This window comes from Pseudomonas typographi, from assembly GCF_014694385.1.
GTDB lineage: Bacteria > Pseudomonadota > Gammaproteobacteria > Pseudomonadales > Pseudomonadaceae > Aquipseudomonas > Aquipseudomonas typographi.
In genome coordinates, this window is sequence record NZ_JAAOCA010000016.1 from 1 (window position 1) to 26,092 (window position 26,092).

Consider the following 26,092-nt stretch of genomic DNA (forward strand, 5'->3'; position numbering starts at 1 on the left):
GCCCCACCGTCGCCGCCGTGTCCACGCCAGCCCCTGGCAAAAGCGGCCCGGTAGCGTTGCCGGCGGCGCCTCGCCGGGCCGAAAGCGAGCGCCTGCGCAGCCTGGGGCCCGGCCGTGAGCCCGAGGCCAGCCTGGGCGCCGATGGCCAGTTGTTCTCACAGTTGATTCAGCCGGTCGGCGAAGGGCCTGAGCATCAAGGCCTGGGGGGCGGCGGCGCGATCGCGCTGCCCGTTCAGCACGACGACATGCCCACCGAACTGATCGACGAACTGGCACAGCGCCTGGCCAAAGACCCGCTGGCCACCCTCGACGTCACGCTGCTGATGCCGACCCTGGGCAAAGTGCAGGTGCGGGCCAGCCCTCGCCAAGGCCATTGGGGCATCGAGTTGGGCTTTACCCGGCGGGATGTGCTCAGGCGCTTGCGGCCGCGGCAGCGTAACTGTGAGGCCGCATTGGCCGCCGCATTGGGCCAGCCGGTGACATTGTCGATGCTGGACGAGGCTGAACGATGACCGCGCTGGCACTGCGCCAAGTCCCCGCCGCGGTGGCGAGCGCTACGCGAGCGCTGGGCGCGGGTGCCCGCTTGGCGTTCAGCGCCCAGGGCATGGCGGGCACCCTCAGCTTAGAGGCCCTGCCGGCGGGCCATGGCGCCGCCACCGGCCTGTGGTTGAACAGCGCCGTGGGCGCGCTGCGGCTGAGCGATGCCGGCGCGGTGCTAAGCCTTCTGGGTGAACAGCCGGTGGTGGTCGAGGGCGAACCGCAAAGTTGGTATTGGCCGTTTATCAGCCAGTACCTGAGTACAGCGGTGGCGCACAGCTTGGCACCCATCGAACCGCTGGCCAGCGCGGCACCCGAAGGCCCGCTGATCGAGTGCCGGCTGCGGGTGCAACGGGGCGAAGAGCAGGTGCATGCGTATATGGGCGCCACACCCGGCACCCTGCTGCGCTGGCTGAGTGCGCCTGGCTGGCAGCGGCAGCATAACGCGCTGGCCAATACGTTCGCAGTGCCTTTCCCCATGGTGCTCGGCCGGGCCACCTTGACCGCCGAGCAACTGGCCTCGTTACGCCCTGGCGACGTGCTGCTACCGCCCCAGTGCCTGTTCGATACCGAAGGCCACGGCCAAGTGGAATTGGCTGACCAGCGCTGGGCCGCGCGCGCCCACCACCATGAACATCGGCTTTTGCTGACGTTGAGCCATGAGGAAAACGACCACCATGAGCACCCTTGACCCTGCGGCAGAAGCCGACCTGCAGGCGCCAGCAGCCGAACCGGCTGCCGCACCACAGGCGCTGGGCGCCGACCATGAACCGGGCGGGCCCGAGGGCGACGCCGAAGATGTCGAGCATAGCGAAAGCGCCGAATACCTCGAAGCGCCCGAAGAGGCCATGCAGGACCCGTTCGAGGCGCAACCGGCGCACGTGCTGGACGCCGTCGCGCACCTGCCACTGGACCTCACCCTACGTTGCGGGCACCTGACCCTGAATCTCGGCGAACTGCGCCGGTTGAGCGCCGGCACGGTGCTGGAAGTCCATGGCGTCACACCCGGTTGCGCGACCCTGTGCCACGGCGAGCGGGTAGTGGCCGAAGGCGAGTTGGTGGACGTCGATGGCCGGCTGGGCTTGCAGATCACGCGGACGGCGCCACTGCCATGATCATGGATGGGATGAACCCCGTTCTGCTCGCGCTGTTCCTCGGCGGGCTGTCGTTGATTCCGTTTCTGCTGATCGTGTGCACGGCGTTTCTCAAGATCGCCATGACCCTGCTGATCACCCGCAATGCCATCGGCGTTCAGCAGGTACCGCCAAACATGGCCATGTACGGTATCGCCCTGGCCGCCACGATGTTCGTGATGGCGCCGGTGGCCCATGAAATCCAACAACGGGTGAAAGCCCACCCGCTGGACATCTCCTCCACCGAGAAACTACAGGCCAGTGCAAGCGGTGTGATCGACCCGCTGCAGCGCTTCATGACCCGCAACACGGACCCTGAGGTTGCCAACCATCTGCTGGAAAACACCCAGCGAATGTGGCCCAAGGACTTGGCCGACCAGGCCAGCAAGAGCGACCTGTTGCTGGCTATTCCGGCCTTCGTGCTGTCAGAGCTGCAGGCCGGGTTCCAGATTGGCTTTTTGATCTACATCCCCTTCATCGTCATCGACCTTATCGTTTCCAACCTGCTACTGGCGTTGGGGATGCAAATGGTGTCGCCCATGACGATCTCGCTGCCGCTCAAGTTGCTGCTGTTCGTGCTGGTCAACGGCTGGGCACGCTTGCTCGACAGCCTGTTCTATTCCTATATGTGAGGCCGCCATGGAAGCGTTGGCGCTGTTCAAGCAAGGCATGATCCTGGTGGTGGTGCTCACCGCGCCGCCACTGGGCGTGGCCGTGCTGGTGGGCGTGGCCACGTCATTGGTGCAAGCGCTGATGCAGATCCAGGACCAAACGCTACCGTTCGGCATCAAGTTGGCGGCGGTAGGGCTGACCTTGGCGATGACCGGGCGCTGGATTGGCGTGGAGCTGATCCAGTTCATCAACATGGCCTTCGATTTGATTGCCCGTTCCGGCGGGGCGCATTAGGTGCCCTTGCCGTTCGACGCCCAGCATGCCTTCGAGCTGATGCTCGGGATAGGCTTGGCGATGGCCCGCCTGCTGCCGTGCATGATCCTAGTGCCGGCCTTTTGCTTCAAGTACCTGAAGGGGCCGTTGCGGTATGCCGTGGTGATCGTGGTGGCGTTGGTTCCGGCGCCGTCGATCAGCCAGGCATTGAGCAGGCAGGAAAACCTCATCGCCGTGGCCGGGCTGCTGCTCAAGGAGGCGGTGCTGGGGGTGCTGCTCGGTGTGTTGCTTTATGCGCCCTTTTGGATGTTCGCCTCGGTAGGTGCTTTGCTCGACAGCCAGCGCGGTGCGCTCAGTGGCGGGCAGTTGAACCCCGCGTTGGGGCCAGATGCGACACCGTTGGGCGAGCTGTTCCAGGAAACCCTGATCATGCTGGTGATCTTGTCGGGGGGGTTGTCGCTGATTACCCAAGTGATCTGGGACAGCTACCTGATCTGGCCGCCCACCGCCTGGGTGCCGGTGATGACCGCCGACGGCCTCGACCTGTTCCTTGAACAGCTCAACCAGACGTTGCAGCACATGATGCTCTATGCCGCCCCGTTCATCGGCCTGCTCCTGCTGATCGAGGCGGCGCTGGCCATCATCGGCCTTTATGCCCAGCAGTTGAACGTGTCGATCCTGGCGATGCCGGCCAAGAGCATGGCAGGCCTTGCCTTCTTGCTCATTTACTTGCCCACCTTGTTGGAGCTGGGCAATGGGCAAATCGGGCAGCTCAAGGATTTACCGGCGCTGCTCGGCCACTTGATACGGGTGCCTTAGCGATGGCTGAAAAAACAGAGAAGGCGACGCCCAAGCAACTGCGCGACGCGCGGGAGAAAGGCCAGGTTGCGCAAAGCCAGGACCTGAGCAAGCTGCTGGTGCTGATGGTGGTCAGCGAGGTCACACTGGGCCTGGCCGACGACAGCATGGGGCGCTTGCAACACCTGCTGGGCCTGGCGCTGGCGGCCACCGGCCGGCCATTTTTGAGCGCGGTAGGCCAGCTGGCCGCAGAAGGCGCCACCGTGCTGGGCGGCTTCATTCTGTGCAGCGTGGGGGTGGCGGTGCTTATGCGTTTGGTGGGCAGTTGGGTACAGATTGGCTTTCTGTTCGCCCCCAAGGCGCTGAAATTCGACATCAAGAAGATCGACCCCTTCTCCCATGCCAAACAGATGTTCTCGGGCCAGAACCTCAGCAACCTGCTGTTGAGCATTCTCAAGGCCGGCGCTATTGCCGCCACGCTGTATACCGTGGTCAAGCCCGAGCTCAATGCATTGATCTTGTTGGCCAACTCCGACCTGGCCACCTACTGGCATGCGCTGCTGCAGTTGTTTCGCCACATCCTGCGCAGCACCTTGGGGTTACTGCTGGTGATGGCCGGGCTGGACATCGCGATGCAAAAATACTTCCACGCCAAAAAGCTGCGCATGAGCCATGAAGACATCAAGAACGAGTTCAAGCAGTCTGAAGGCGACCCCCATGTGAAAGGCCACCGCAAGCAATTGGCCCACCAGTTGCTGAACCAGGCACCCACGGCGCCTCCCAAGCCGGTGGAAGAGGCCGACATGCTGGTGGTCAACCCGACCCACTATGCGGTCGCGCTGTACTACCGGCCCGGTGACACACCGCTGCCGCGCATCCACTGCAAAGGCGAGGACGATGAAGCACTGGCGTTGATCGAGCGGGCCAAGCAGGCGAAGGTGCCGGTGGTGCAAAGCATTTGGCTGGCCCGCACCCTGTACAAGGTCGCAGCCGGGCGTTATATCCCGCGCCCTACCCTGCTGGCTGTTGCCCATATCTACCAGGTCGTCAAACAACTCGATGAAGTCACCGACGAGGTTATCCAAGTGGAAGAAGAGTAAGCCGGGAATGAGGTGAGCAGCTTGAGCCGTTCATCTACCCTGCCCGACGCTGGCCCTCTTCCGATTGCCAGGGCAGCTCACTGGCAAATGGTGAGCCGGCGCCAACAGTGCGGTGTCTCAGAAGTTGGCTGCACCCTTTCGCCGATGCATTTCGACGATGGATTTTGCTGCCGGGCAGCATTGCCGCTCCTCGCCATAGCCCTGCCATGACGCGCCACGGCGCCTTGCCAGACAGCGACAGGCACGCGTCAATGCTCGTGCGAACGTCCGAAACACCTCGCTAGGCCAACGACAGTAAGGCCGCTCAGCGCAGCAGGTGCTCCAACCCGGCCAAGGTCAACTGCGCGTTGCGAATGGCATCCAACGCCATGCCCGCCGCCAGCGGCTCGGGTAGGGCGTGCCAGATCACGAAGTTGCGCCGTGAATCGAGAAACAGGAAATACTCGCTGTAGCGCTCTGGGTCGCCAAAGCGACGGGCCAAGGCCTGGCGCAGTTGCGCGGGCGTGAGCACCGCACCTTCGACCTGCAAGGCCATTCCCCAATGCTGGTGCTCACGGGCACTGGCGAAGAACACCCCGGCGGCCACAGGCCAGGTGGCCGCGCGTTCTGCCATCAGGTGGGTGTAAAAGGCCTCTTTCTCGGCCACCCGGATCATCCGTAGTCAATCCTTCAACGGGACCACGGTAAAATCTACCTCCGGGTCGCGGTCATTCAGGCCCTGGCGCATATCTGCGGGCCACCAGACAACCAATTGGCGGTCGGTGGAATCGGGGCGCTTGCAAGCATAGCCGGTGCAGCCTTCCCGGCTGGCGCAACCGGCCAAGGTGGCCAGCGCGATAAGAACGATTACACAGCGACAGTGCCTCATGGCGTGGCTCTCCGAAGCAGCGAGGGACGGCTTTGAGCCGCATTCTTCAATGACTGCTGAGGCTGGCGCAAAGCAATGAAAATTTCGCTTTCCGCGCCCGGTTGCAGCCAGGCGTGGGGCCAAGCACCTACGCCCATGACCCAGCGCCCACCGCAGCGGCTTTCATCGATGCGCAAGGGTTTGCTGGTCTGGTTCTTGGCCACCACCACCGCCACGCCCCAGCCTTTGTCTTTTTGGGCGAACCACTGCGAGCGCTGGCGGTCCAGCACCAGGCCGTTGGCCGGGTCGCACAGGCTGTCGGGCTCGAACGGCATGCCGGCCGACAGCGTGAAGCCCTCTGGCGACACACCATCGAGCAACTGGCTAAACAGGCGTTCGATATCGCCGCGGGTAGGCTGAACGAACCCGTCGCGGCGGTTGTTGATCCTGTTCATTTGGTCATCCACGTCATTCGGGTTGCCGTTTTCAACGTAGCGCGCCGGGTTCACCTGGTCGCCGATCAAGCGTGGGGTCAGAATGAATAACCGCTCACGTTGGCTCAATTCGCGGCTACGCGACTGAAAGAGCAATTTACCCAGCACTGGAATGTCACCCAGCAGCGGCACCTTGTTGATCTTGTCATTGGCTTCCAGGCCATGGAAGCCGCCGATCACCAATGAACCATGCTCGGCGATCACCGCCTGGGTGCTCACATTGCCTTTGCGCACCGCAGGTTGCTCGTCGTTGATCTGGGATACATCGATTTGCCCGTCTTCAATGTCTACGATCAGTTGCACCTGGGATTTGTCCCCCCGCTCCAGGGCGCGCGGAATCACCTGCAAACTGGTGCCAGCGGTGATCGGCTCGATGTTGGCAACTCGCTCGCCCATCGCCGTGAGGTATTCGGTGCGGCTGAAGTCAATCACCGCGGGCTGGTTCTCCAACGTCAAGATTGACGGGTTGCCAATGATCGAGGCCGCGCCATTGCCCTCGAGGGCGCGAAGGTCAGCGGAAAATTTGCCGGCGTCCTGAATGAACAGGGTCGATGCGGCCCCGGAGTCCAGCAGGTTGGCCCCGCCACTGACACTGCCGGCGTTGAAATTCCAACGGCTGGATAACTGCGCCAATTCGTTGCGGTCGATGTCGAGAATAACCGCGTCGATCTCGATCACGTTGCGCGGTACATCGAGCTGTTTGACCACCCGCTCGTACATCGCCCTGCGCTTGGGCAGGTCGTAGATCAGCACGGCATTGTTACGCACATCGGCGCTGACGCGGATCCTCGGCCGGCCGGTGCGGTTCTCGTCACGGCCCTTGCGGCCCGATGAGCTGCCCAGCACTTGGTCCAGCCCTTGTTCCAGCGCGCCCATGTCCATGTCGGAATTGCTCCCGCCATAACCGAACCCCAGGGTATTGCTGGCGGCCACACCGCTGGCTGCACCGCTATTACCCAGGCGTTGCGCCAGGTTCACGCCGTTGATCGACTCACCGCGCGAGCGGCTTTCGAGCAGTTCCTGGAGGATGCTGGCCACGCCCGCCACGTTCAATTGCTGGTCGCGGTAGTGGATGGTGCGGTCCGCGGCGTTGGCATATTTAAGTGGCAGTACTAGGATATCCTGCTTTTCGGCCTTTTCCGGTGGCTCGACCTTGCGGCTGTAGTCCCGTACGAACTCCACGTATTTGGCCGGTCCACGCACCAGCACCAAGCCTTCATCGGGCAACACGCCCCAGCCGAAACGTGGGTCCAGAAGCCCCACGTCGGTCAATGCCTGCTGAAGGTCATCGACGGCATCGGGCGACACCTCGATGCGCGCGGTGGTTTGTGTGGGGGTGGGGCTGACGTACAACGTTTCGTTGTAGACGAACCACTGGAAATGGTTCTCCTGGCCGAGGCGGTCGAGAAATGCCTGCGGGCTTTCGGCACGAATACGGCCATCGACCACGGCGTCCATCGGCGGCATATCCAGGCCGATGCCGAACTCCTTGGCAAAATCGCCAAGCGCGGTGTTCAGGCTGGTTTGCCGGGCATCGTAAGCATAGGCGGTATGCTTCCAACTGTCCGGCACCGCCGCCCAACCCGGATGGCCGATCAACAACACTAACCACGGCAGCCACTTCACAGCCTTTCGCATTTCATGCTCCCAGAAGCCAGGTATTGAAGGGTAGGTATGGCCTGGGGTTACCCAGGCCAGGTTTGAAGGCTCGCGGGTGGTTCACTGGATGCCGTCGATGATCGCTTTGGTAATGCCGTGCTTGGCGCGCAGCGATTCATTGAGGATGGTGTTGGCGACCTGGGTTTTGCTGGATGCATCGTTGAAGGCGCGCATGTCTTCGACATCGCCGCTTTCACTGGCAACCATTTCGGCGTCGTCCATGTCGGACTGGGCATTCTTGTAGGCATGGTCGAGGCGGTTTTGCAGGGATTTCATACTGAGCATGGCGCTGCTCCTTATTGAGGGGTTCGGCCCTGAGTGGAGCCGACCGCCGCTGCGGTTCCATGTGCCTCGCTACATGGGCCCGCAAGGCGGGTTGCGGCGCTCTGCGCCTTAGGCGTATGGCGCCAAAAGCCCCTCGCGCAGCCTGTTCCAGTCGACGTCGAAGGCGCCGGTAGCATGGCTGAGCTTCAGGGCATTGGTTGGCATCGCGCTGTTGCCTTCCAGGCGCCACAACGTCGCAAAGCGGCTGTGCGACAACCACTCACCGACCGTAGGCGCCAGGTCAGGGTGGCAACTGAGCGTGGCCGCCGAGTCCACCGGCTGGCTCGCCGCCAAATCGCGCAACAGCGCCCGGGTTCGCTCGGCCAGGTCGGTGTCGTCCAGAAGGCGCGACAAGGCCACGTTAAGCAGTTGCTCGACCGAGGCCAGCGCCTCACCGCGGAAGGCTGCCCGCTCCTCATCGAAGCCCTGCAGGAAGGCGTTGGCGCCGGCCCAGAATTGGCCCACCGCCTGGTCAATCTGCTGGCGAGCCTCGAGCGTCGCCTCAGCACGAATCCGCTCGGCTTGATCCCGCGCATGGGCGAGCACTTCTTGCGCCCGCTGCGAATTGGCGATGTCTTCGTGCCGCAGAATGGGCTCGGCGATCACCGGCGTGCCCAGCGAAAGTGTGCGCTTGGTTAGCATATAAAAGCCTCAGGGTTAGCCAGCCGCCACCCGCCACAGCACGGCGGGCCATAGCGTTTGAAGCCTGGAATGCACCTGGGCGCTGAAGGCCATGGCGGCCTCGACACCGCCGCCCCCTGGCTGCGCCGGCCAGCACAGCCGTAACCGCGCCCAGCAGTGCGGGCCCAACCAAGCACCGAGCAAAACCCGCGCATCGGCGCCGCCCTCCCCCAGCCATAGGCCCGGGCGTAACGCCTTGGCCACGCTGCGGCACCAGGGGCCATGCTCATCAGTGGGGCCATGCTCGGCGTGCCCAGGGGCGCAGATACGGCCTACCAAGGCCAGCGCCAATTGGCGTTGCGAAGCCTCCAGGGCCAACCAATGCAACGCGTTGGCATTCGGTTCGGGTGGCTGTTGTGGCAGCACCCCGGCAAAGCTTAAGAATGCCTCGGGGCGGCAGCGCGCCAATCGCTCGCAGGCCGGCAACGGCAGCCCGATCTGTTCGGCAAAGCGTAACTGCCAACTGGGGTGTGCCCCTTTCCACGCCTCGCACCACCAGCGTGCCCACTGTTCACCGGAGCCGGCGGCCATCAGACCCGGCTCGGCAAGGTAGCGCCACCGCCACGGCGTGGCCATAGGCGCTGCAGCAAGGCTGAGCGCCAATCGGCACGAACCGCCAGCATGGCGAGCACCAACAGCACCACCATCCCCACCGGCACGGCCCAGGCCATGCGGCCCCAGAACGCTACCTGGCTGCTATCGACCAGGAATGGACCGAAACCCGCCAACTGCTGGGTGTCACGAAACTCCGCCGCAGGCACGAACACCAACGAGAATTTGCGTGAGTCTGGCGTGGCGCCTGCCGACATACCCGGGATGCTGCTGGCGACCATTTGCTGGATACGGCCACGCACGCTGTCTGGGTCGAGCGCGGCGGTATGTTTGATGAACACCGCCGCCGACGCCGGCTGCACCGGTTCGCCGGGGGCGACGCGTTCGGGCAACACCACGTGAACACGGGCAACGACCACCCCGTCGATTTGTGACAGCGTTGCCTCCAATTCTTGAGACAAGGCGTAGATATACCGGGCGCGCTCTTCCAACGGGGTGGAAATCACCCCCTCCTTCTTGAAGATGTCGCCCAGGCTGCTGCGCGCCCGCCGTGGCAATCCCGCCGCGTCCAGTATGCGCACGGCGCGGTTGATCTCGGTGCTGTCTACAGCAATCACCACGCCGGTTTTTTCAGTACGCTTATGCGCCTCGATGTGCTGTTCGGCCAACGAGGCGATCACATCGTTCGCGTCCTGCTCGGAAAGCCCGCTGAACAGATCGGTCTGTTGGCTGCACCCGGCCAGCGCCATGCACAGCAGTAGCGCCAAAAGCGTTGCGGTAGGCCATTTCACGGTCGGGTACCTATTGCAGGTTAGTGAGCTTATCGAGCGTCTGGGCGGTTTTGTTGACCACCTTGGTGGTCACGGCGGTCTGCAGCGAATAGGTCGACAGGGCTCGGCTCATCTGGGTAATGTCAGTGGGGTCTTCGGTCGCCACCGCGGCCTTCATATTGCGCATGGCCTGTTGCGAGAGCTTATCGGTGGCCTGCACGCGGTCGGCCAAGGCGCCGGCCAGCGCTGCCGGGATAGGCGCCGCCGGCGCTACCACCTCTGCCGCGCGCAGCGCCGTCGAAAAGAGGTCGACGTCCGCCTGTGAAGGTTCGTGGACCAAGCCCTGGTCGAGATCAGCCTTGGGCTCTTTGCTTTTGCCTACTGAAGTAATGGTCATACGAAGCCTCCACCGCATGGTGTCGAAAGCAGGAAAGGGCAACCTACCGTGGTGTTTCAGGCGTTCGCACGAGAATTGATGCCTGAATTTGTTGCCGGGCAAGGCGCCATGACACCTCATAGCAGGGCTATGGCGAGGCGCGGCAACGCAGCCCGGCAGCCTAAGGCGCCGTCAAAATGGTGCAGCCAACTTCTGAAATACCACACTAGCTCAGCGCACTTTTTTGCGCGCCGCCGCCTTGCACTAGGGCCTGTACCAACGCGTCAGCGGTTTGCGACGCGCTGCTGTCCAGGGTTTGCTGGTTATTGCGGGAGGTTAAATCGCGCAATTGTTCCGGGATGCCGTCGCTTTGTTGGCCGTTGTTGCCCTCAAGTTTGTTCAGCAGGCTTTCCAGCAGTTGCTTCAGGTCCTCTACGGAGTTACCGCCCTGCGACGAGTCGGAGGATTCGCCCACCCCCTGCGAACTCCCATCATCACTGCCCAAGCCGCTGGTGCTATTTTGCGGCACGCCCTCGCTATTGCCGGCCGACTTGGCGTCGAGTTGGCTACCGAGCATGTCGAGCGCGGCGCGCACCGATTTGGTTTCATCGCCGTTTAGGTAGTTGTCTTTTTCGTTATTGCCTTGGTCGAGCTCGTTCTTCCAAGAGCCGGAATCCGGCTTGGGGAACTGGCTCGGGTTGGCATCCATGAAGTCGGCAACCTTGCTCAGCATGCCCTTGCCGCTGTCGGAGAATGTGCTACCGTCGCCTTGCTGGGTGAGCAGGTCGTCCAACGAGGATTTGGCCAAGCCGTTGAGCGTCTGAGACATCAAATCCTGCTGGCCCCCGCCACTGCCATTGCCGCTACCGCTGTCACCGACCCCGGCCGATTGGGCGGCCCCGAAATTATCGCCCAGTTTGTCCTTGATCAGGTTTTCGACACCTTTTTGCACTTGCTCCGGGCCATCACCCAACAGGCCTTTGAATGGCATGTGGTCAGCTACCATTTTGCCCAAAGGCGAGCTTTGGTCGAGCCCGCCATCTTTGGTCAGTTCTTTGGTCAGTTGCGCGATCACATCCTTCAGGTTTTGGGGTTGCTCCGTGCCCTGGCTCGAATCCAGCGCCAACGCATTGGTTGTTTGAATGCTGCCCGCATTCGAAATCATGTTGCTCATGTTGCCTCCTCAACCAGGTGGTAGCGCCCCGCGATACAGCCGGGGCGAAGAGAACCGATCAAAAACTGATGCCTTTGGCGTTCTGGGCGGTGGCGCTGATTTTCTTGTTCGCCGAATCTTCTTTGCCGGACTGGATCGCGTTGAGCACGTCCTGGGTCTGCTTGCGGCGGGTTTCTTCGCCTTGCAAGCCGATCAGCGCTGCTTGGTTGGCATCCGACTTGGAGCTTTCGGAGCGCTGCGCGTCCACTGCCTTGCTGTCGCCAGTGCCTTCGGTGATCGCTTGTTGGTCGTTCACGTCGGCCTTGGCCTGATTGCCGCCTTGCACTGCTTGGCCAACGGTGGAGGTGGCGGCGTCGACAAGGCCAGTAAAACCAGTGGTGGGATTGTTAACAGCAGTGACCATGGTAGGTGTACCCCTGTGGTTTGGAATGAATACCAGCGTGATCGCATGGTGCCGATAGGTGGCGCGGCCCTGCGTATCGGTTCCATCCAGTGCGAAGAAATTTAGGGCAGGGTTGCGACCCTGAGCAGCCAAACTGTTTGCCAACGCTGGCGGCCTAGCTCTGGCGCGGCTGCGCCGTGGGAACCATCCTGGCTGGCCCGCCACTCAGCAGCTCACTTAGGGCTCGATAGACAGGTAGGCTGCTATGCGCGTATCCAACACCACCCCCGGCATGGGCGATATCGCCAATGCCAACGCCAACGGCAGCCTCGGCGAAGCAGCGCCGAATGTGCTGCACAAAGCCATGGCCGAGGGGCCAAAGCCGGCGTCGGCCGGCGGCATCCAGTTCGGCTGCGCCGCCGGCCCGCTCAAGAACACTTTGCCGCAGGCGGCGCAGGCCGGCGTATCGGGCGACAATGTGGTGTCGCTACTCAAGCAACTGCTCACGGCGCTGAACCGCGAACAGCCCACCGCCCAGGCCAGGCAACCGTCCGGCCAAGCGGGCAGCGCGCAGCCCCGAAGCGCCGGTAGCGCCACGCAGCCGGCCACCGGCAAGGTGGCTGCCGACGCACCCACGGCCACGCCGGTGGATGAAACCGACAAAACAAAAAGCGGCGCGGCCGTGAACGATCAGCAAACCGCGCCCAAAGCCGCCGACGCTGAATTCCTCGACAACTCCAAATACTCCTCGCCCGAGGAGCTAAAAAAATACGATGCGCTGGTGGCCAATTTGCCGCCCGAACAGCGAGAGCAGGCGGCCAAGGAACTCAACCGGCCCATCGCCGCGGCGAAAATGGCCGCCGAAGGCGGGCCGGGTGCCGACCAAGCCAAAGCCTTTATCGACGCGAACCCGGCGCTGAAAACCGCGCTGGACACCGGCAAGCATGGCGGCAAGCCAGATGGCAACATTTCCAAGAACGATTACGCCGCCTTTGCCAAGAACATGGAGAAGGCGGCCGGCGCTGCCTCGAAAGACATCGAGCAGTACCAGAAGGACAACCCCAACGCCGACCCACAATCCTTGGCGATGGTGCGCTCCGCGGCGATGTTGCGGGCCAACGAGCCCTTGGCCAAGGCCGGCGCGTTGAACCAGGATGGCAAGGTCGACAAATATGTGACCGGCGACGCCTTGAAAGGGCTGCAAACCGGCAACCCAGGGCTGTCGCCGGCGCTGGCGCAAACCGCCAAGACGTTCTCTCAGCCGGGCTTGCTGCACATGCTCGACCAAGGCGGGTTCGAAGGCGAAAGCCTAGCGTTGCACAATGCCGACAAGAAGATCAGCACTAAAAACATCGACGACTGGATCAAGAAACAAGCGCCGACCAATGGCGGCGAGTTCGCCTCGACGATGAGCGACGCCGCCACGCGCAATGCCGTAGCAGACGTAGACATCAGCAAGCTCAACGAAGACGTGTTCAACAACCCCACAAAATACAGCGGGGCGCAGAAGGCCGCTGTGATGATCAAGCTGCAAGAAACCCAGGAGCAAGTCGACGGCGGTCGCAAGCTGCGCAAGGTGGAGAAGACCTCCGAAGCCCTGCAACAAAAAATCGCCCAACTGCAAGCCGATCCGGACGTGAAGGCGTACCTGAACAAGGCCGTGCCGCAACAAGAGCAAAACATCATTGGCGGTGACCCTGCATTGACCCAGGCCGTGGACCAGCGCCACGCCGATCTCCTCAGTGGCAAGGCACTGCAAGGTGATATGAAAGCTGCCGAGGATCAAGCCGCCAAAGACAACGAAGGCAAGAAACCCGAAGACCAGAAACCGGTGGACTACAGCCAAGCCCTCGGCAGCCTGGATGCAGAGCTTCAGCTGCAAGGCGACCTGAAGGGGAAGGACAACGTACCCACCAGCGCCCAGGTGCTGGACAACCGCCCAGACCTGAAACAAAAAATCGACCGTTCGTACCAAGAGAGCTTCGTTCAGGGCAAGGCGGTTGAGAGCGCGCTCAAGCAAGACCAGAAGTCCGACGCCAAAGACGTACTGGGCCAGGTCGATGCGAAGAAACAGGCTTACGACTCAGCCCTGGGGCAAAGCGTTACGGCTGCCGCTGAAGACGGTTACGCCGAAGCGACCATGAAGGCGTTGACCACCACTACCAAGGGCGTTTCGGTGCTTAAAGACCTTAAGGACGCAGGCACCCTTGCCAAGGATGCCGACATTCAGAAAATGACCGGCAAACAGATGTATTCACAGCTGCGTGACAATGTGGAAAAACAAACCTCGGCGGCCGGTTTGGGCACGGGCGGCAAGCTAACGGCTGCCGGGGGCGGTGCTTTCGGCGTCGCCGGTTTGTTGTCTCTTTCTGACCAGTTGAAGAACGGCGATAAAGCGGGCGCCGCCAAGACCATTTACGACGGTGCCAAGGGCAGCGCAGAACTCGCCAAGCTGGGCTATAACGCCGTGGCCAAGGATGCCTCGGCGGGGCTCGGCCGCATCGCCGGCTCTGTTGCCGGCAGGGTGGCCGGCATGGTGGCCGGAGAGGCCGCTGGCCTGGCGGCGGCCGAAGCCGTGGGCGCGGCTGCCGGCCCGGTCGGTTGGGCGATCGATGCGGCGATGGCCATCGGTTTTGGCATCAAGGCGATTATCGATGCGGTGAACAAACACAAAAAGCAAGAGAAGTTCGACCACAACGTAGACCCTACCCTGGAGCAGTTCGGCATTCCCAAGGCGCATTGAGGCCCGTCATCGCCGCTACCTACCTGCCTTGGCCCACCCGCCTGATCCACCGGGCGGGCCAAGCTGGCCGGTTCGGTTCATACGTCCAACTCTTTCATTCGGTGGTAGAGCGTGCGCCGGGGAATATCCAGCTCACGGCTGACCGCATCGATACAGTGTTTATTTCGCTTGAGCGACTCCTGGATCAGCGCCCGCTCGATCAGCCGCAATTGGGATTTGAGCGCCGTGCTCGCGCCGTGCTCGGTATCGTCGTCGCCCAGCAGTGGCAGCCTGAGTACGAAGCGCTTGGCGGCTGACTTGAGCTCCCGGATGTTCCCAGGCCAGTCGTGATTAAGCAGTACCTGGCACATCACCGGATCAATGGGCTCGGCCTGCAGTTCCAACTCGGTGGCCGTGTGCTCAACGAAGCGGTGAAACAGCGGCAGAATGCGCTCACGTTGAAGCCGCAACGGCGATAACTTCAAGGTCAGCACATTAAGCCGGAAGTAGAGGTCCCGCCTGAAGGCACCCTGCTCGACCAGTTCGTCCAACGGCCGCTGGGCAGAGGCGATCACGCAAATATCCAGTTGTACCGGCACCGTTGAGCCCAGACGCTCCAGCACCCGCGACTCCAACACCCGTAACAACTTCGGCTGCAGCGCCAACGGCATGCTGTCGAGTTCGTCCAGGTACAACGTACCGCCTTGCGCCGCCTCGATGTAGCCCATACGAGAGCGTTCAGCGCCGGTATAAGCGCCACTGACCACGCCGAACAGTTCGCTTTCGCACAGCGACTCAGGGATTGCCGCGCAGTTCATCGCCACGAAAGGCCCCGGGCGCCCAGACAGCACGTGGATGCGTTGGGCCAAGGTGTCTTTGCCAGAACCGGTTTCCCCCGCCAGCAACAGGTCGATACCCAGCTCCGGAAGGCTCCGGGCGATCACATCCAGGTTCGCCAGGTACTGGCCGAGCGCTAATTGATCATCCAACAAATCGTACTCGCCCATGCTTGACCTCGATACGGAACGATCGGAACGCCGAACAATTCCTTTTCGTGATTGGCGGATTCGATTAAACGCCCAATGCCTTCATCCGGTGGTAAAGGGTGCGTTTGGGTATATCAAGCTCCTCGATCACCGAGTCCAGGCTGTGTTTATGGCGCTTGAGGGCGTCCTGGATCAACAACCGCTCGATAACACGCAGTTGCGACTTCAGGCCTGGCCGGCCGGGCTCCCAGGGCACCTCCTGTTGGCCATCGCCCAACAGCGGGAAGCCCAGCACGAAACGCTTGGCGGCCGACTTCAGCTCACGGATATTACCCGGCCAGGCATGGCTGAGGAGCAGTTGGATAAGGCGGTTGTCCAGTGGCGGTACGGGGCGATTCAACTCTGCCGCCAAGGCTTGGGTGAACTGGTCGAACAACGGCAGGATTCGCTCACGTTGAGTGCGCAGCGCCGGCAACCTGATCGTCAACATGTTCAGACGAAACAGCAGGTCACGGCGGAATTGCCCTTGTTCCACCAGTGCACCCAGGGGCCGCTGGGTCGACGCTATTACCCGTAGGTCTACCGGCACGAAGGCAGTAGACCCCAGGCGCTCGACCCCGCGCACCTCAAGCACACGTAAACATTTAGCTTGCAACGGCAACGGCATGCTGTCGATTTCATCAAGATACAGCGTGCCGCCATCAGACGCCTCGATATAGCCGTGGCGCGTGCGCTGGGCACCAGTATAAGCACCGCACGTAGCGCCAAATAATTGGCTCTCGGCAAGTGCTTCAGGAATGGCAGCGCAGTTGATGCCGACAAACGCCCCTTTACGGCCCGACAAATCATGGATTTGCTTGGCGAGGGTGTCTTTTCCAGTACCGGTGTCCCCGTGCACCAAAAAGTCCATCTCCAAGTGGCTGGAGTTCAATACGCTGGGGTGTATGTCGGGCGAACCGTCTTGCGTGCAGGCAACATTATCAGGCAAAGCGATTTTATAGTTCATTGACATCCCTCACCTTGAAGGCCGCTCGCAGTGTATCGCCGTGCCAACGAAGCCGTCAACAATTGGATCAGCTCGAAAATTAATGAATAATAATTAGGCGATATCAATTTGCCGCCACCTAAATTCAAGCAGTGGATTCAAACGATCATTTCAATTTTCGCGCTCTAGGCGTTGTACTCTAAAAACCAAATAGAAATCTTATAAATAAATAATATGTAGAAAAAACAGTATGTTAAAAAACCTTCCTTAAGCCGATAATCACATGAGCCCGCGCTTGGTAATAACCTAAAAACTGGCGCTTCTTTACAACTTAACGTTATCTAGACCACACCAAATAGCCAATAACTAAGCTGCGCCAGCGTCGCCCCTTACACACTTTATAATTTGCTTAATTCTTTTAAATTACGTTACGTTACCACTCCGCTGTTTAAACATTACGCGGCAACCAAACACGCCTTTTCCTTAACAATTTATTTAAAAACCCCTTCAAAAACGAGCCTGTTTTGGCCCGTATAAAAAGTTCTGCACAGGTGCCATTAACTTTTAAATGAGAGGTTTGCATCCCCTTGTTTTTTGGGGGGAAAACGGCGCCCCGTAGCCGGGCGAGCATTTGGCGCCGCCGGTAAAACGGCGCAGCGCTGTCGCCTTTCAACAATAGCGGTGCCATAACGATTCAGCAGCGCAGCCCTCCCGAGCGCGGCCTTCGATATACCTGCGGCAGCCAAAATAATGTATCGAAGCAAACATCTTAGACGACAAGTGTGTCTAAAGCCGCGCAAACGTTTGCAAAACCACTCTTTATGTAGTGTCCAAGATACAATTTGTATAATTTTAGGTTTTCGTAAGGAAAGTCGAAGGTGTTTTTTTATGCCATGCCAGCGGCTTAGCATCGCTGGGGCTCGCCACACTGGCGCGGCGGCGGCGGGCCGTCACCCTGGCGCGGCGCAGCCGTGCGTGACCTGGGCGATTGGTTATTCGAGCCCGGCCGCCGCGACAGCGGTTTGGGCCGGCGCTAGCGCCGAGGCAGCCGGCAGATCATCGGAAGCCTTCAGGCTGGCCATAAGCGGCCGCTGCTGCGCTATTGGGACCAACAAGTGGCCGGGGCCTTCTGCGGTGGTATTGTGCAAATAGGCGGGGTTCAGGCGCCGAAGCTCCTTTTCGGCGATGCCGGAAGCCTGTGCCAACTGCCGTAGATCTACCGGGTGGGGCAGCGCAACCTTGGCAAAATAGGGCTCGTTGGCCACCTGCTGCAAATCGATCCCGTGCGCCTCGGGCGCGCCGATCAGCATGGATAGCGCCAGCAACCGCGGCACATAGTCATCGGTTTCGCGGGGCAGGTTCAGGTGCCAGTAATCCGTGGGCAGCCCCCTGCGGCGGTTCGCATCCATCGCCCGTGCCACCGTGCCTTCGCCCGCGTTGTAGGCTGCCAGGGCGAGTAACCAATCCCCCTGGAACATCGCGTGTAGCCGCGCCAGGTAATCCATCGCCGCCAGCGTCGAGGCGAGTACGTCACGCCGCCCGTCGTACCCCGGCGTTTGCCGTAGTCCACAATGGCTGGCCGTGGCGGGCATGAACTGCCACAAGCCAACCGCCGCGCGCGGCGACACCGCCTCAGGGTCGTAGGCGCTTTCGATCATGGGCAGCAGGGCAAGCTCAGGTGGCAGGTTACGCTGCTCCAGGCTTTGCACAATAAAATGCAGGTAAGGGCCCGCCATGCTGCTGGCGTGCGCCAGGAAGCGCCGGTTGTCGATAAGCCAACTGGCCTGTTCATCAACCCGCCGGTTATGGCCGACCTGTTTCGATAATGTGGAACCGCGGCTCACCCGCGCCCAAATGCCTTCGCCGCTGGGCCCAGGGGCCACAACGGGGTTGCGGGGCGGCGACAGCGCCGTGCGCGGTGGCGGCGTCTCTAAAATGACCAAGCGCGGGGAGCGAGCGCTGGGCAGTTCGGCGGGGGCATTGGCCTGGCAGCCAGCACACAGCAAAAATGTAACGAGAACCCACAACTGCGCCAGGCGAAGCGAGTGGATGCGGTAAGACAGCGGATGGCAAGGGAACATAGCGGCGCACACCTGGAGTGAACGACCCTGTGTGGCGCCAGGTGATCGGTGGTTCCCCAACGGTGCACACGGCAGTGCCCCCCGTGGCTGTATACCGTTCGTTGGTCGCAACGGCCATGGCCGCGAATGGATCCCTAATCGTTGCCTGTGTATTGGCAATCTGCTATCTATGCACATCACCCTCCGCCGTCATGAGGCCAGCCATGGACGTTTGGCACCTGTTCCCTTCCCTCTTCCCCGCCTGGACCTGGGTGGGGCTATTGGTACTCACCATGGCCAGCGCGCTGCTGGGTACCCCTATGGCCAAAGGGTGGCTGGGCGAAGCCTGGGTCAAGCTGCTGGCGCGCATTGCGTTGAAGCCCGCCGTGTATCGACGGCTGCACAACGTAACCCTGCCCACACCCGGCGGCACGACCCAGGTCGACCATGTGTTCGTCTCGCGTTTTGGCGTATTCGTGGTGGAAACCAAAAACCTGCGGGGCTGGATTTTCGGCGGCGAACGCCAGGCTGAATGGACACAAAAGCTTTACCGGCACAGCCGGAGGTTCCAAAACCCGCTGCGGCAGAACTACAAACACACCGAGGCGCTGCAAGCCGCCTTGGGGCTGCCGCGCGATCAAGTGCATTCAGTGGTGGCATTCGTTGGCCCCAGCACCTTCAAAACGCCCATGCCCGCTCACGTCACTCAAGGTGGCGGCTTTGTGCGTTACATCCGGCAGTTTCGCCAGGTGGTGTTCAGCGAGGCTGAGGTGAACGCACTGGTGCTGGCCTTAAGCAGCGCCCGGCTGGCACCTACCCTGGCCACGCAGCGCGCCCATGTGCTAGGGCTCAAGGCCCGCTTTGCCCCGCCGTCGAACGGCGCACGGCGCATGGGGCGCGGTGCAATGGCTAGAGGCAGCGTGGCCTGCGCTGTGGTGGTAATCGGTGCGGCGGCGGCCTGCGCCTGGGCTTATGGGCCCAAACCGCTGGCCACCCAGCTGGTGGAAACTACCCAGCCTGTCGCCGTTAAAGCTGGGCCGGTGAACCGGGCGACGCTGGAGGTATTAGCCGGCACCCAAGGGCCGCTGGCTGACGGTGCGCGGCGCACGCTCGCGCGGCAGGCCCATACCGAGGCGGTGGCGCAACGGGGCAGCCGGCGCAGTTTGCAAGCCTGTATCAAGGCGGGGAATTTGATCGATGACGATGTGAACGAATGTATGCAGGGGCTGAGGGTGAGGGACTGGTAGGCAGCTCCCCCGCCCTACGGTGCCTTTTGCTGCCGGCCCGCCTTGCCCGACCGCAACATTCACGCGTCAATCCTCGTGCGCACTTGCGAAACACCCCAACTAGCCTAACCCCAGCGACTGCAGGATCGACGTGCGCAGTTCCACCAGGTAGGGGTCATCGCGCCGCCGGGGATAGCCCCGCTCCACTAGGATTTGCGACTTGACCCTTGCCGGCCGGTCGCTGAACACGATGATGCGATTGGCCATCAACAAGGCCTCCTCCACGTCGTGGGTCACCATCAAGGCGGTATAGCCCTGGCGCTGCCACAAGTCGATCAGCTCTTTCTGCATGGCAATGCGCGTGAGGGAGTCGAGCTTGCCCAATGGCTCGTCGAGGATCAGCAACCGTGGCTCGTTGACCAACGCCCGCGCCAGCGCCACCCGCTGGGCCATGCCGCCGGAGAGTTGCCGTGGCCAGGCGCGCGCGAAATCGCCTAAATGCACCTTGGCCAGCGCCGCATCGACCCGTTGCCGCTGGCCCTTGAGCACACCCTGGGCCTGCAGCCCCAATGCAACGTTGTCCCATACCCGCCGCCAGGGGTAGAGCGTCGGGTCTTGGAACACCACCACCCGGCTAGGGTCCGGCCCAATAATGGGCTGGCCATCGCCCTGCAGCGTACCCTGGTCGGCGGGCTCCAGCCCGGCCACCAGGCGCAGCAGTGTGGACTTGCCACAGCCCGAAGGCCCAAGCAGGGCCACGAACTCGCCGGGGGCCACGTTCAAGCTGATGTTCTCCAGTACCGGCAACGGCGTGCCTTCTATGTCAAAGGCGTGGCTGAGGCCCTCGATATGCAGCGCCAGGCCCGCGCTGCGGGGTTTCTCCAGGGCTACCATTTCACCGCTCCTTTTTGCCAGGCCAACAGCCGGTCCCGCACCTTGAACAACGCCGAGATCAGCCCCGAACAGGCCAGCGCCATCAGCAGCAGCGCGGCATACATATTGGCGTAGGCGGCCCAGCCTTGGGCCCATTGCAGGTACCAGCCGATGCCGGCCTTGACGCCCATCATTTCCGCCACCACCAAGGTGGAGAAAGACGCCCCCAGGCCCATGAACAGGCCAACGAACACGTGGGGCATGGCCGCTGGTATCGCCACCCGGAATATCAAGAAGCCAGGCTTGGCGCCCAAGGTGCGGGCCACGTCATAGTAGGCCTTGTCGACACTGGCCACGCCCGACCAGCTCAGTACCGTAACCGGGAACCAGGTTGCCAACGCGATCAAGAATACGCTGGCGCTCCAACTGCTGGGGAACAGAAAAAAACACAGCGGCAACAGCGCAGTAGACGGCACGGGGCCGAGAATGCGCAATACCGGGTGCAGCCAGTAGCCAATAGCGCTAGACCAGCCGATCGATACCCCGGCGATGAAACCGCACACCGCACCGAGCAACACCCCGCTGCCCAATAGCAGGGCCGAATGCCAAAGGCTGTCGAGCAAGCGCGCCCAATCGTTGAAATACACAGCGATCAGCGCTTGCGGCGGCGCAAAGAACGGCATCGGCAGGCGGCCCAGCTTGGCCGTGAGCAACTCCCAGGCGGCCAGCAGCAGCGCCAGCACGATCAGCCACGCCGCCAAATGCCGCAGGCCCTTGGCCACCCGCACCGAGCGTGGCGCCAGTACCGCCAGCACGCCTATGGCCAACGCCATACCCAGTTCGATATTCGCAAGGCCCACGGTCCAGGGCCAATGGCGCGTTGCGTCGGGATAGAAGCGGGTCAGCAGCGCCGCGCCCAGCCATGCCAGCACCGCCAGCGCAGGCCGCCATCCCACGGCGGCCAAGCGTGGGCGCGCGGCAGCCGCGCTGTGGGCCCATTTAACTGAAGACATCGGCAGTAATCTCCTTGGCGAACGCCGCCGCGTCAGTGCTGGCGTCGAACACCTCCACGGTTTTCAAATCGTTGACGTAGGTGACGATCTCGGTCGACAGCGCCGCCCCCACTGCGTGGTGGCCATGGGTGTGGTCATGGAGGATCGACTGCACCTCTTGCGCGGAGGTGTTCAGTGAGAATTTCTGGAAGCCCTTGGCCACGGCCTCCGGGTGCTTAACGGCATAATCATGGGCCTCGAGAATGGCCTGGGTCAGCGCTGCGGCCACATGGGGGTCGTCGCGCACCAAATTGCCGGTCACGCCGACCACGCAGCAGGACAAGTTGGCGTATTCCTCCGACAAGTTGGTGGACAGCTCCCGGGCTTGGCCGCCGTGGATCAGCCGATACATAAATGGGTCACTGCCGCTGACTGCCTGCACCTCGCCTTTGTCCAGCGCGGTGCCCAGCAGGTCGGCCGGGTACAGCTTCCACTGCACGTCCTGGACTGGGTCCACGCCGTGGCGCTTGAGCAGGATAGAAAAGAAGTTGCGGTCTGGCGCGGCCATGTCGGTGACGCCGATGGCCTTGCCCTTGAGGTCTTCCAGCGTGTTTACCTGCCCGTTCACGGCGCTGAGCAGGCGCATGCAGCCGCCATGGGTGCCAGCGGTGAGTTTCACATCGAAGCCTTGTTCCAACGCCTTGAGCCAGCGCAGCGCCATACCGATACCCGCGTCGGCCTTGCCGGTAGCGATGGCCTCCAGCAGCACTTCGGTGGAGTTACCGAAGTTGACGAATTCCACGTCCAAATTGTGCTGGTTAAAGAAGCCTTCGCCATGGGCAACCACCACGGGTGCCAAGCACACCGCATTGAGGTTGATGGCCAGTTTCAATTTGCGTGGCGCGTCGAGTTTGATGAACGCGCCCGTGCCTTGCGGTTCGACGCTGCTCGGGCTCGCCAGCGCATCAGCGGCCCAGCCGCGCCGGGGCAGCGAAAGCAATATAGGGCTGGCCAGGGTTGCGGCACCCAAGCCAAGTACAGCGCGCCGCGAAAAAGGGGTAGAACGGGGGCTGGCCATCGAACGTCTCCGGAACGGGTGTTCGGGTCCGTAGGTACGGTGGCCGAGGGGTTGTGGGTAGGCGAATGCGCGCCACACTAGCAGGCGTTGGCCCGATGCCTAAATTCGTTTTGGCTCTAAGTTAGGCACTGGGCGAAATATATCTGCGGGCGATGATGCGGCCTTGAAAACAGCGACACCGCACCAGCCCATGAATGCCTCGCGGGCGCAGGCGTGTTGCACCGGGTTGGAGCGTACACGGTGCCACAGCCGCAGCGGCTTTCACGAAGCCATACGCTTGGCAACGCGCCGGCTAAACGTGCCGCCGCCGATGACCAACACATCGCCCTGGCATTGGTCTGTTTATTCAGCAGCCAGCTCGCCCAGTGTGATCGGTTTAATCGGCGGGCGAATGCGGTAATAGCCGACGTCGCCCGGGGATACACCGCGGGCTTTGGCGATCACTTCGGTCACGGTCAGCCCGCACAGCCTGCCCTGGCACGGCCCCATGCCGCAGCGCCCAAACGCCTTGGCCTGGTTCGGCCCGGCACAGCCTAGCGCGACGAAGCCGCGAAGCGCCCCAGCGGTTACCTCCTCGCAGCGGCAAACCATAACGCCATCGGCCGGGATACGGTTTTCTTCCTTGGGTTGATACACAGCATCGAGAAACGGGCGGATTCGCAGGTGGCGCGCAAGGGTTGCGCGCAGCGGCGCAGCTTGGTGGTCGCGCTGCGCCGTGCTGAGGGCGTTGAGCTGCGAGGCGATTCCCAGCGCTGCCAAACGACCTTGTAGCGCCGCGGCCTGGGCGCCGCCAATGCCGGCGCCATCGCCGGCGACAAAAATACCGGGCACATCCAACTCGCCCCAGCGATCAACCACCGGACTGAAACACAACTGGCCGGCGTCCCATTCGTGGCGGGCGCGCAGCGACTGGCTGAACTGGATGTTCGGCACCACGCCCTGATGCAGCAGCACACACCGGGTGGCGAGGCGCACCGGTTTGCCGGCCGCGCTGAAGGTCAAGGCCGCCGCGGCTTCGGTGCCCTCCACCGCCAACTGTTCGGCGCCACGGTAATGGGCGATGCCGGCGCGGCGCAGGCTGCGCATCAGCTCCAGCCCTTTGCGCAAGTAGGGCCAGGCACGCAGCGCCGCGGACAGGTGCCGGCGGGCGTGCCAATAGTCTTCAGGGCGGGTGGTGTCGACCAGCGCCTTGATCGGCACACCAGCGCGCACATATTGCCAGCCCAACAGGTACAGCAAAGGCCCGCAGCCGGCAAGGACCACCGGCTCGCTCGGCGCCAGCCCGGAACTTTTCAGCAAAATTTGTGCGGCACCCGCGCTCATCACACCGGGCAGGGTCCATCCGGGTATGGGAAACGGCCGCTCCATGGCCCCGGTGGCCAACAGCACCGCGTTGGCGTTCAGCGTGTGCGAGCGCCCGCCATACAGGTAACTGACTTGGTGATCCCGGGTCACCTGCCACACCGCTGCGCCCTTCTCGTAGCGCACAGCGGATGCCGCCAAGGCCTGAGCCAGTTCATTACCTCGTGCGTAATCAGCGCCGAGCATGTCGCGGCGCGACAGCGGCGCCAGGGTGATGCCCCGATAGACCTGCCCGCCCGGGCTGCCTTGTTCATCCAGCAGCACCACCTGCAGGCCAAGGCCGGCCAGTGCTACGGCGCCCGCCATGCCCGCCGGGCCGGCCCCCACCACTGCCACATCCACGCTTTCAGCGCTCATGGCTGCACCTCCCCGGGCGCTATGTTCGCCGGTTGTAACAGCAGATCCCGGGCGCCTTCTTGGGCGAGAATACGCATGCCGGCCGCCACTTCGACCAGGCAGCTCTGGCGGTTGGGCACGCCGTCGACAGTGACCAGGCAATCGAAGCACACACCCATCATGCAGTAAGGCGCACGGGGTGCCTCACTGACCGGCGTGGCGCGAAAACGATTGATGCCAGACATCAGCAATGCCGCTGCAACGGTACTGCCGGCAGGTACCATGAGGGGTTGGTCGTTGAAGCTCAGGCTCACGGTGCGCGGCGATCGGGCTTCACTGGCGACCGGTTGAAACAGCGGGTCAGTGGGCATGGGAAAACACCTTGTCGGGCAGAAAACGCTCGCCGGTGAACACACCGAGTTCGTCGGGTTGGGCGCCGCCCAGAATCCACGGCGCGATGCGCAGTGCGTGGGCGGCCGCCAGGGTTACGCCACTGTGGCACGTAACCACGAAGGCCCCGGGGTGGGCGTTGGACTGTTGATAGATGGGGTAGCCGTCGGGGCTCATGACCCGCAAGGCCGCCCAGGCCCGAACCAGGCCCACACCTTGCAGCAACGGGAACGTGGCCACCGCGCGCCGGGCGATGGCGGCCAATACGGGTGTGGTGGTGCCGTCGTCGAAATCCACCTCCTCCATGGAGTCGCCCAATTGCACGGTGCCTTCGTCGGTCTGGCGCACGTTGATGGTGGGGTAAGCGAGAAACGGCCGCACACGTTCGCTGATCAGCACCTGGCCGCGATTGGGCGCCACTGGCGCCTGCAGCCCGACCTGCCGCGCCAGGCCCGGGTTGCCCAGCCCAGCGGCCAGCACGATGCGCGGCGCGACGAAGCGGCGCGGGCCGGCACTTACGCAAAACTCACCGGGTGCGCAGTCGATGCGATCGACCTGCACACCGCCGTGGAGGCGCGCGCCCTGGGCCTGCGCCGAGGCATGCAAGGCGCGCAGCAGTTTAAGCGGGTTGACGTGGCCGTCTTGGGGCGAGTAGCTGGCACCCACCACAGCGGGCCCGATCAGCGGCAGGCGTGTCTTCAATTCAGCGGCATCGAGCATCTGGAACGGGTAATCGCCTAGCGCATTCTGCAGCCTGTGCAAGCGCGCCTGCCGCTCCAGTAGCTCATCGTCGCTGAAGCACATGTGAAAACCGCCCGGCTGCTTGCACTGCACGTCGATGCCGCTATCAGCCAGCAGCGCTTCGGCAAGCGCCGGCCAGCGGGTGGCCGAGGAGCGAGTCCAGCGCGCGTAATCCGGCAGATCGTAGCCCTTGCCCTGGACCCAGACCAAACCGAAATTACCGCGCGAGGCGCGAAACGCATTATCGCCTTGATCCAGCACCACGGTGTCCACGCCGGCGCGCGCCAGCCCGTAAGCGACCGCGCTGCCAACCAGCCCGGCGCCGATCACAATTACGCCCGCCGGTGTAGCGCCGTGTACGTCTTGGCTCATCTACCCTCTCCGATCAATACCCGGCCCAACCCGCCCCTGCGGCCCAACACCCGCATCAACAGTAACGTGCCGCCGACCCGCACCGTGGACACCGCGGTGATCAATGGCCCCAGGATGCGGGAACTCTGGGGGTGCCTGGCACCCGGCAAGCGCGGTGCATGCTCCCGCCGAGCCCTTTACGGGAAGGCGCCTGTTCATGTGCGCTACGGTGTGGTGGGTTCGAGTATTGCGAGCGGGTGGCCACCAGGTCAAATACC

The 26,092-nt window shown here is 62.6% G+C and carries 28 protein-coding genes; 9 read left to right on the forward strand and 19 right to left on the reverse strand.

Annotation, left to right across the window (positions count from 1 at the left end; genetic code table 11):
* From HAQ05_RS13715 to sctU, 7 genes are all read left to right on the forward strand, one after another.
* On the forward strand, window positions 1-512 hold a 512-nt coding region (locus tag HAQ05_RS13715), incomplete at its 5' end, for a type III secretion system HrpP C-terminal domain-containing protein (RefSeq protein ID WP_238936527.1).
* Window positions 509-1,228, forward strand: a complete 720-nt coding sequence (locus HAQ05_RS13720) for a type III secretion system protein (RefSeq protein ID WP_190421484.1) — start codon at window positions 509-511, stop codon at window positions 1,226-1,228. The genes HAQ05_RS13715 and HAQ05_RS13720, both read left to right, overlap by 4 nt.
* On the forward strand, window positions 1,215-1,652 hold the full coding sequence (locus HAQ05_RS13725) for a FliM/FliN family flagellar motor switch protein (RefSeq protein ID WP_190421485.1): 438 nt from the start codon (window positions 1,215-1,217) through the stop codon (window positions 1,650-1,652). Before HAQ05_RS13720 ends, HAQ05_RS13725 begins: the two co-directional genes overlap by 14 nt.
* Window positions 1,649-2,302: a type III secretion system export apparatus subunit SctR gene (gene sctR, locus HAQ05_RS13730; RefSeq protein ID WP_190421486.1), complete on the forward strand. Its 654-nt coding sequence runs from the start codon at window positions 1,649-1,651 to the stop codon at window positions 2,300-2,302. Before HAQ05_RS13725 ends, sctR begins: the two co-directional genes overlap by 4 nt.
* Window positions 2,303-2,309: 7 nt before the next feature.
* Window positions 2,310-2,576, forward strand: coding sequence for a type III secretion system export apparatus subunit SctS (sctS, locus tag HAQ05_RS13735; RefSeq protein WP_190421487.1), 267 nt, complete (start codon window positions 2,310-2,312; stop codon window positions 2,574-2,576).
* A gap of 6 nt (window positions 2,577-2,582) precedes the next feature.
* A complete protein-coding gene (sctT, locus tag HAQ05_RS13740; protein WP_190421680.1) occupies window positions 2,583-3,374 on the forward strand; it encodes a type III secretion system export apparatus subunit SctT in 792 nt (263 codons plus the stop codon).
* Window positions 3,375-3,376: 2 nt separating this feature from the next.
* Window positions 3,377-4,453, forward strand: coding sequence for a type III secretion system export apparatus subunit SctU (sctU, locus tag HAQ05_RS13745; RefSeq protein WP_190421488.1), 1,077 nt, complete (start codon window positions 3,377-3,379; stop codon window positions 4,451-4,453).
* Window positions 4,454-4,757: 304 nt separating this feature from the next.
* Here sctU and HAQ05_RS13750 read toward each other — a convergent pair whose 3' ends face one another.
* From HAQ05_RS13750 to HAQ05_RS13795, 10 genes are all read right to left on the reverse strand, one after another.
* The gene (locus HAQ05_RS13750; protein WP_190421489.1) at window positions 4,758-5,108 is read right to left on the reverse strand and encodes a type III secretion protein HrpV; all 351 of its coding nucleotides are present in this window, start codon (window positions 5,106-5,108) and stop codon (window positions 4,758-4,760) included.
* A 6-nt stretch (window positions 5,109-5,114) separates the two neighbouring features.
* Window positions 5,115-5,321: an HrpT family type III secretion system protein gene (hrpT, locus tag HAQ05_RS13755; protein WP_190421491.1), complete on the reverse strand. Its 207-nt coding sequence runs from the start codon at window positions 5,319-5,321 to the stop codon at window positions 5,115-5,117.
* Window positions 5,318-7,432, reverse strand: coding sequence for a type III secretion system outer membrane ring subunit SctC (sctC, locus tag HAQ05_RS13760; RefSeq protein ID WP_190421493.1), 2,115 nt, complete (start codon window positions 7,430-7,432; stop codon window positions 5,318-5,320). Before sctC ends, hrpT begins: the two co-directional genes overlap by 4 nt.
* An 81-nt stretch (window positions 7,433-7,513) precedes the next feature.
* Complete coding sequence (locus tag HAQ05_RS13765; RefSeq protein WP_190421495.1) at window positions 7,514-7,738, reverse strand: type III secretion protein; 225 nt, start codon at window positions 7,736-7,738, stop codon at window positions 7,514-7,516.
* Window positions 7,739-7,846: 108 nt separating this feature from the next.
* Window positions 7,847-8,419 carry a type III secretion system stator protein SctL gene (gene sctL, locus HAQ05_RS13770; protein ID WP_190421497.1) on the reverse strand — a complete coding sequence of 191 codons (573 nt, stop codon included), beginning with the start codon at window positions 8,417-8,419 and terminating at the stop codon, window positions 7,847-7,849.
* 15 nt (window positions 8,420-8,434) lie between these two features.
* Window positions 8,435-9,034 (reverse strand): type III secretion protein, encoded by a 600-nt coding sequence (locus HAQ05_RS13775; RefSeq protein WP_238936528.1) that lies wholly within the window; start codon window positions 9,032-9,034, stop codon window positions 8,435-8,437.
* Window positions 8,989-9,801, reverse strand: coding sequence for a type III secretion system inner membrane ring lipoprotein SctJ (gene sctJ, locus HAQ05_RS13780; RefSeq protein WP_190421499.1), 813 nt, complete (start codon window positions 9,799-9,801; stop codon window positions 8,989-8,991). The genes HAQ05_RS13775 and sctJ overlap by 46 nt, the downstream gene beginning before the upstream one ends.
* A gap of 10 nt (window positions 9,802-9,811) precedes the next feature.
* A complete protein-coding gene (gene sctI, locus HAQ05_RS13785; protein ID WP_190421501.1) occupies window positions 9,812-10,177 on the reverse strand; it encodes a type III secretion system inner rod subunit SctI in 366 nt (121 codons plus the stop codon).
* 205 nt (window positions 10,178-10,382) lie between these two features.
* Window positions 10,383-11,330: a type III secretion protein HrpZ gene (locus tag HAQ05_RS13790; protein WP_190421503.1), complete on the reverse strand. Its 948-nt coding sequence runs from the start codon at window positions 11,328-11,330 to the stop codon at window positions 10,383-10,385.
* A gap of 58 nt (window positions 11,331-11,388) precedes the next feature.
* A complete protein-coding gene (locus HAQ05_RS13795) occupies window positions 11,389-11,733 on the reverse strand; it encodes a type III secretion system major pilin HrpA (protein WP_190421505.1) in 345 nt (114 codons plus the stop codon).
* 244 nt (window positions 11,734-11,977) lie between these two features.
* On the opposite strand from HAQ05_RS13795, the gene HAQ05_RS13800 reads away from it, so the two are divergent.
* Window positions 11,978-14,455 carry a type III effector HrpK domain-containing protein gene (locus tag HAQ05_RS13800; RefSeq protein WP_190421507.1) on the forward strand — a complete coding sequence of 826 codons (2,478 nt, stop codon included), beginning with the start codon at window positions 11,978-11,980 and terminating at the stop codon, window positions 14,453-14,455.
* Window positions 14,456-14,532: 77 nt separating this feature from the next.
* On the opposite strand, the gene HAQ05_RS13805 is transcribed toward HAQ05_RS13800, so the two are convergent.
* The 3 genes from HAQ05_RS13805 to HAQ05_RS13815 form a co-directional block, all read right to left on the reverse strand.
* On the reverse strand, window positions 14,533-15,441 hold the full coding sequence (locus tag HAQ05_RS13805) for a sigma 54-interacting transcriptional regulator (RefSeq protein ID WP_190421509.1): 909 nt from the start codon (window positions 15,439-15,441) through the stop codon (window positions 14,533-14,535).
* A gap of 64 nt (window positions 15,442-15,505) precedes the next feature.
* The gene (locus HAQ05_RS13810; protein ID WP_420825775.1) at window positions 15,506-16,426 is read right to left on the reverse strand and encodes a sigma 54-interacting transcriptional regulator; all 921 of its coding nucleotides are present in this window, start codon (window positions 16,424-16,426) and stop codon (window positions 15,506-15,508) included.
* A gap of 971 nt (window positions 16,427-17,397) precedes the next feature.
* Window positions 17,398-18,486 carry a transglycosylase SLT domain-containing protein gene (locus tag HAQ05_RS13815; RefSeq protein WP_190421511.1) on the reverse strand — a complete coding sequence of 363 codons (1,089 nt, stop codon included), beginning with the start codon at window positions 18,484-18,486 and terminating at the stop codon, window positions 17,398-17,400.
* Window positions 18,487-18,689: 203 nt separating this feature from the next.
* Between HAQ05_RS13815 and HAQ05_RS29495 the strand changes: the two genes are divergently transcribed.
* Window positions 18,690-19,712, forward strand: coding sequence for a nuclease-related domain-containing protein (locus HAQ05_RS29495; protein ID WP_190421513.1), 1,023 nt, complete (start codon window positions 18,690-18,692; stop codon window positions 19,710-19,712).
* Between the two features lie 99 nt (window positions 19,713-19,811).
* Here the strand turns inward: HAQ05_RS29495 and HAQ05_RS13825 are convergent, their stop codons facing one another.
* The 6 genes from HAQ05_RS13825 to HAQ05_RS13850 all read right to left on the reverse strand — a co-directional run bounded on the left by HAQ05_RS13825 (window position 19,812) and on the right by HAQ05_RS13850 (window position 25,835).
* The gene (locus HAQ05_RS13825) at window positions 19,812-20,585 is read right to left on the reverse strand and encodes an ABC transporter ATP-binding protein (protein ID WP_190421515.1); all 774 of its coding nucleotides are present in this window, start codon (window positions 20,583-20,585) and stop codon (window positions 19,812-19,814) included.
* Window positions 20,579-21,577 carry an ABC transporter permease gene (locus tag HAQ05_RS13830; RefSeq protein WP_190421517.1) on the reverse strand — a complete coding sequence of 333 codons (999 nt, stop codon included), beginning with the start codon at window positions 21,575-21,577 and terminating at the stop codon, window positions 20,579-20,581. The genes HAQ05_RS13825 and HAQ05_RS13830 overlap by 7 nt, the downstream gene beginning before the upstream one ends.
* Window positions 21,564-22,634 (reverse strand): ABC transporter substrate-binding protein, encoded by a 1,071-nt coding sequence (locus HAQ05_RS13835; protein WP_190421519.1) that lies wholly within the window; start codon window positions 22,632-22,634, stop codon window positions 21,564-21,566. Before HAQ05_RS13835 ends, HAQ05_RS13830 begins: the two co-directional genes overlap by 14 nt.
* A 342-nt stretch (window positions 22,635-22,976) precedes the next feature.
* Window positions 22,977-24,353 (reverse strand): FAD/NAD(P)-dependent oxidoreductase, encoded by a 1,377-nt coding sequence (locus tag HAQ05_RS13840; RefSeq protein WP_190421521.1) that lies wholly within the window; start codon window positions 24,351-24,353, stop codon window positions 22,977-22,979.
* Window positions 24,350-24,703, reverse strand: a complete 354-nt coding sequence (locus tag HAQ05_RS13845; RefSeq protein WP_190421523.1) for a (2Fe-2S)-binding protein — start codon at window positions 24,701-24,703, stop codon at window positions 24,350-24,352. Before HAQ05_RS13845 ends, HAQ05_RS13840 begins: the two co-directional genes overlap by 4 nt.
* Window positions 24,693-25,835: an NAD(P)/FAD-dependent oxidoreductase gene (locus HAQ05_RS13850; protein ID WP_190421525.1), complete on the reverse strand. Its 1,143-nt coding sequence runs from the start codon at window positions 25,833-25,835 to the stop codon at window positions 24,693-24,695. The genes HAQ05_RS13845 and HAQ05_RS13850 overlap by 11 nt, the downstream gene beginning before the upstream one ends.
* Window positions 25,836-26,092 lie beyond the last annotated feature (257 nt).

What these genes read in the sequence shown, in the direction of transcription:
- HAQ05_RS13720 (WP_190421484.1), top strand. Translation starts at nt 509, where the DNA reads ATGACCGCGCTGGCACTGCGCCAAGTCCCCGCCGCGGTGGCGAGCGCT.
- HAQ05_RS13725 (WP_190421485.1), top strand. Translation starts at nt 1,215, where the DNA reads ATGAGCACCCTTGACCCTGCGGCAGAAGCCGACCTGCAGGCGCCAGCA.
- sctR (WP_190421486.1), top strand. Translation starts at nt 1,649, where the DNA reads ATGATCATGGATGGGATGAACCCCGTTCTGCTCGCGCTGTTCCTCGGC.
- sctS (WP_190421487.1), top strand. Translation starts at nt 2,310, where the DNA reads ATGGAAGCGTTGGCGCTGTTCAAGCAAGGCATGATCCTGGTGGTGGTG.
- sctU (WP_190421488.1), top strand. Translation starts at nt 3,377, where the DNA reads ATGGCTGAAAAAACAGAGAAGGCGACGCCCAAGCAACTGCGCGACGCG.
- HAQ05_RS13750 (WP_190421489.1), bottom strand. Translation starts at nt 5,108, where the DNA reads ATGATCCGGGTGGCCGAGAAAGAGGCCTTTTACACCCACCTGATGGCA.
- hrpT (WP_190421491.1), bottom strand. Translation starts at nt 5,321, where the DNA reads ATGAGGCACTGTCGCTGTGTAATCGTTCTTATCGCGCTGGCCACCTTG.
- sctC (WP_190421493.1), bottom strand. Translation starts at nt 7,432, where the DNA reads ATGCGAAAGGCTGTGAAGTGGCTGCCGTGGTTAGTGTTGTTGATCGGC.
- HAQ05_RS13765 (WP_190421495.1), bottom strand. Translation starts at nt 7,738, where the DNA reads ATGCTCAGTATGAAATCCCTGCAAAACCGCCTCGACCATGCCTACAAG.
- sctL (WP_190421497.1), bottom strand. Translation starts at nt 8,419, where the DNA reads ATGCTAACCAAGCGCACACTTTCGCTGGGCACGCCGGTGATCGCCGAG.
- HAQ05_RS13775 (WP_238936528.1), bottom strand. Translation starts at nt 9,034, where the DNA reads ATGGCCACGCCGTGGCGGTGGCGCTACCTTGCCGAGCCGGGTCTGATG.
- sctI (WP_190421501.1), bottom strand. Translation starts at nt 10,177, where the DNA reads ATGACCATTACTTCAGTAGGCAAAAGCAAAGAGCCCAAGGCTGATCTC.
- HAQ05_RS13790 (WP_190421503.1), bottom strand. Translation starts at nt 11,330, where the DNA reads ATGAGCAACATGATTTCGAATGCGGGCAGCATTCAAACAACCAATGCG.
- HAQ05_RS13795 (WP_190421505.1), bottom strand. Translation starts at nt 11,733, where the DNA reads ATGGTCACTGCTGTTAACAATCCCACCACTGGTTTTACTGGCCTTGTC.
- HAQ05_RS13800 (WP_190421507.1), top strand. Translation starts at nt 11,978, where the DNA reads ATGCGCGTATCCAACACCACCCCCGGCATGGGCGATATCGCCAATGCC.
- HAQ05_RS13805 (WP_190421509.1), bottom strand. Translation starts at nt 15,441, where the DNA reads ATGGGCGAGTACGATTTGTTGGATGATCAATTAGCGCTCGGCCAGTAC.
- HAQ05_RS13810 (WP_420825775.1), bottom strand. Translation starts at nt 16,426, where the DNA reads ATGAACTATAAAATCGCTTTGCCTGATAATGTTGCCTGCACGCAAGAC.
- HAQ05_RS13815 (WP_190421511.1), bottom strand. Translation starts at nt 18,486, where the DNA reads ATGTTCCCTTGCCATCCGCTGTCTTACCGCATCCACTCGCTTCGCCTG.
- HAQ05_RS29495 (WP_190421513.1), top strand. Translation starts at nt 18,690, where the DNA reads ATGGACGTTTGGCACCTGTTCCCTTCCCTCTTCCCCGCCTGGACCTGG.
- HAQ05_RS13825 (WP_190421515.1), bottom strand. Translation starts at nt 20,585, where the DNA reads ATGGTAGCCCTGGAGAAACCCCGCAGCGCGGGCCTGGCGCTGCATATC.
- HAQ05_RS13830 (WP_190421517.1), bottom strand. Translation starts at nt 21,577, where the DNA reads ATGTCTTCAGTTAAATGGGCCCACAGCGCGGCTGCCGCGCGCCCACGC.
- HAQ05_RS13835 (WP_190421519.1), bottom strand. Translation starts at nt 22,634, where the DNA reads ATGGCCAGCCCCCGTTCTACCCCTTTTTCGCGGCGCGCTGTACTTGGC.
- HAQ05_RS13840 (WP_190421521.1), bottom strand. Translation starts at nt 24,353, where the DNA reads ATGAGCGCTGAAAGCGTGGATGTGGCAGTGGTGGGGGCCGGCCCGGCG.
- HAQ05_RS13845 (WP_190421523.1), bottom strand. Translation starts at nt 24,703, where the DNA reads ATGCCCACTGACCCGCTGTTTCAACCGGTCGCCAGTGAAGCCCGATCG.
- HAQ05_RS13850 (WP_190421525.1), bottom strand. Translation starts at nt 25,835, where the DNA reads ATGAGCCAAGACGTACACGGCGCTACACCGGCGGGCGTAATTGTGATC.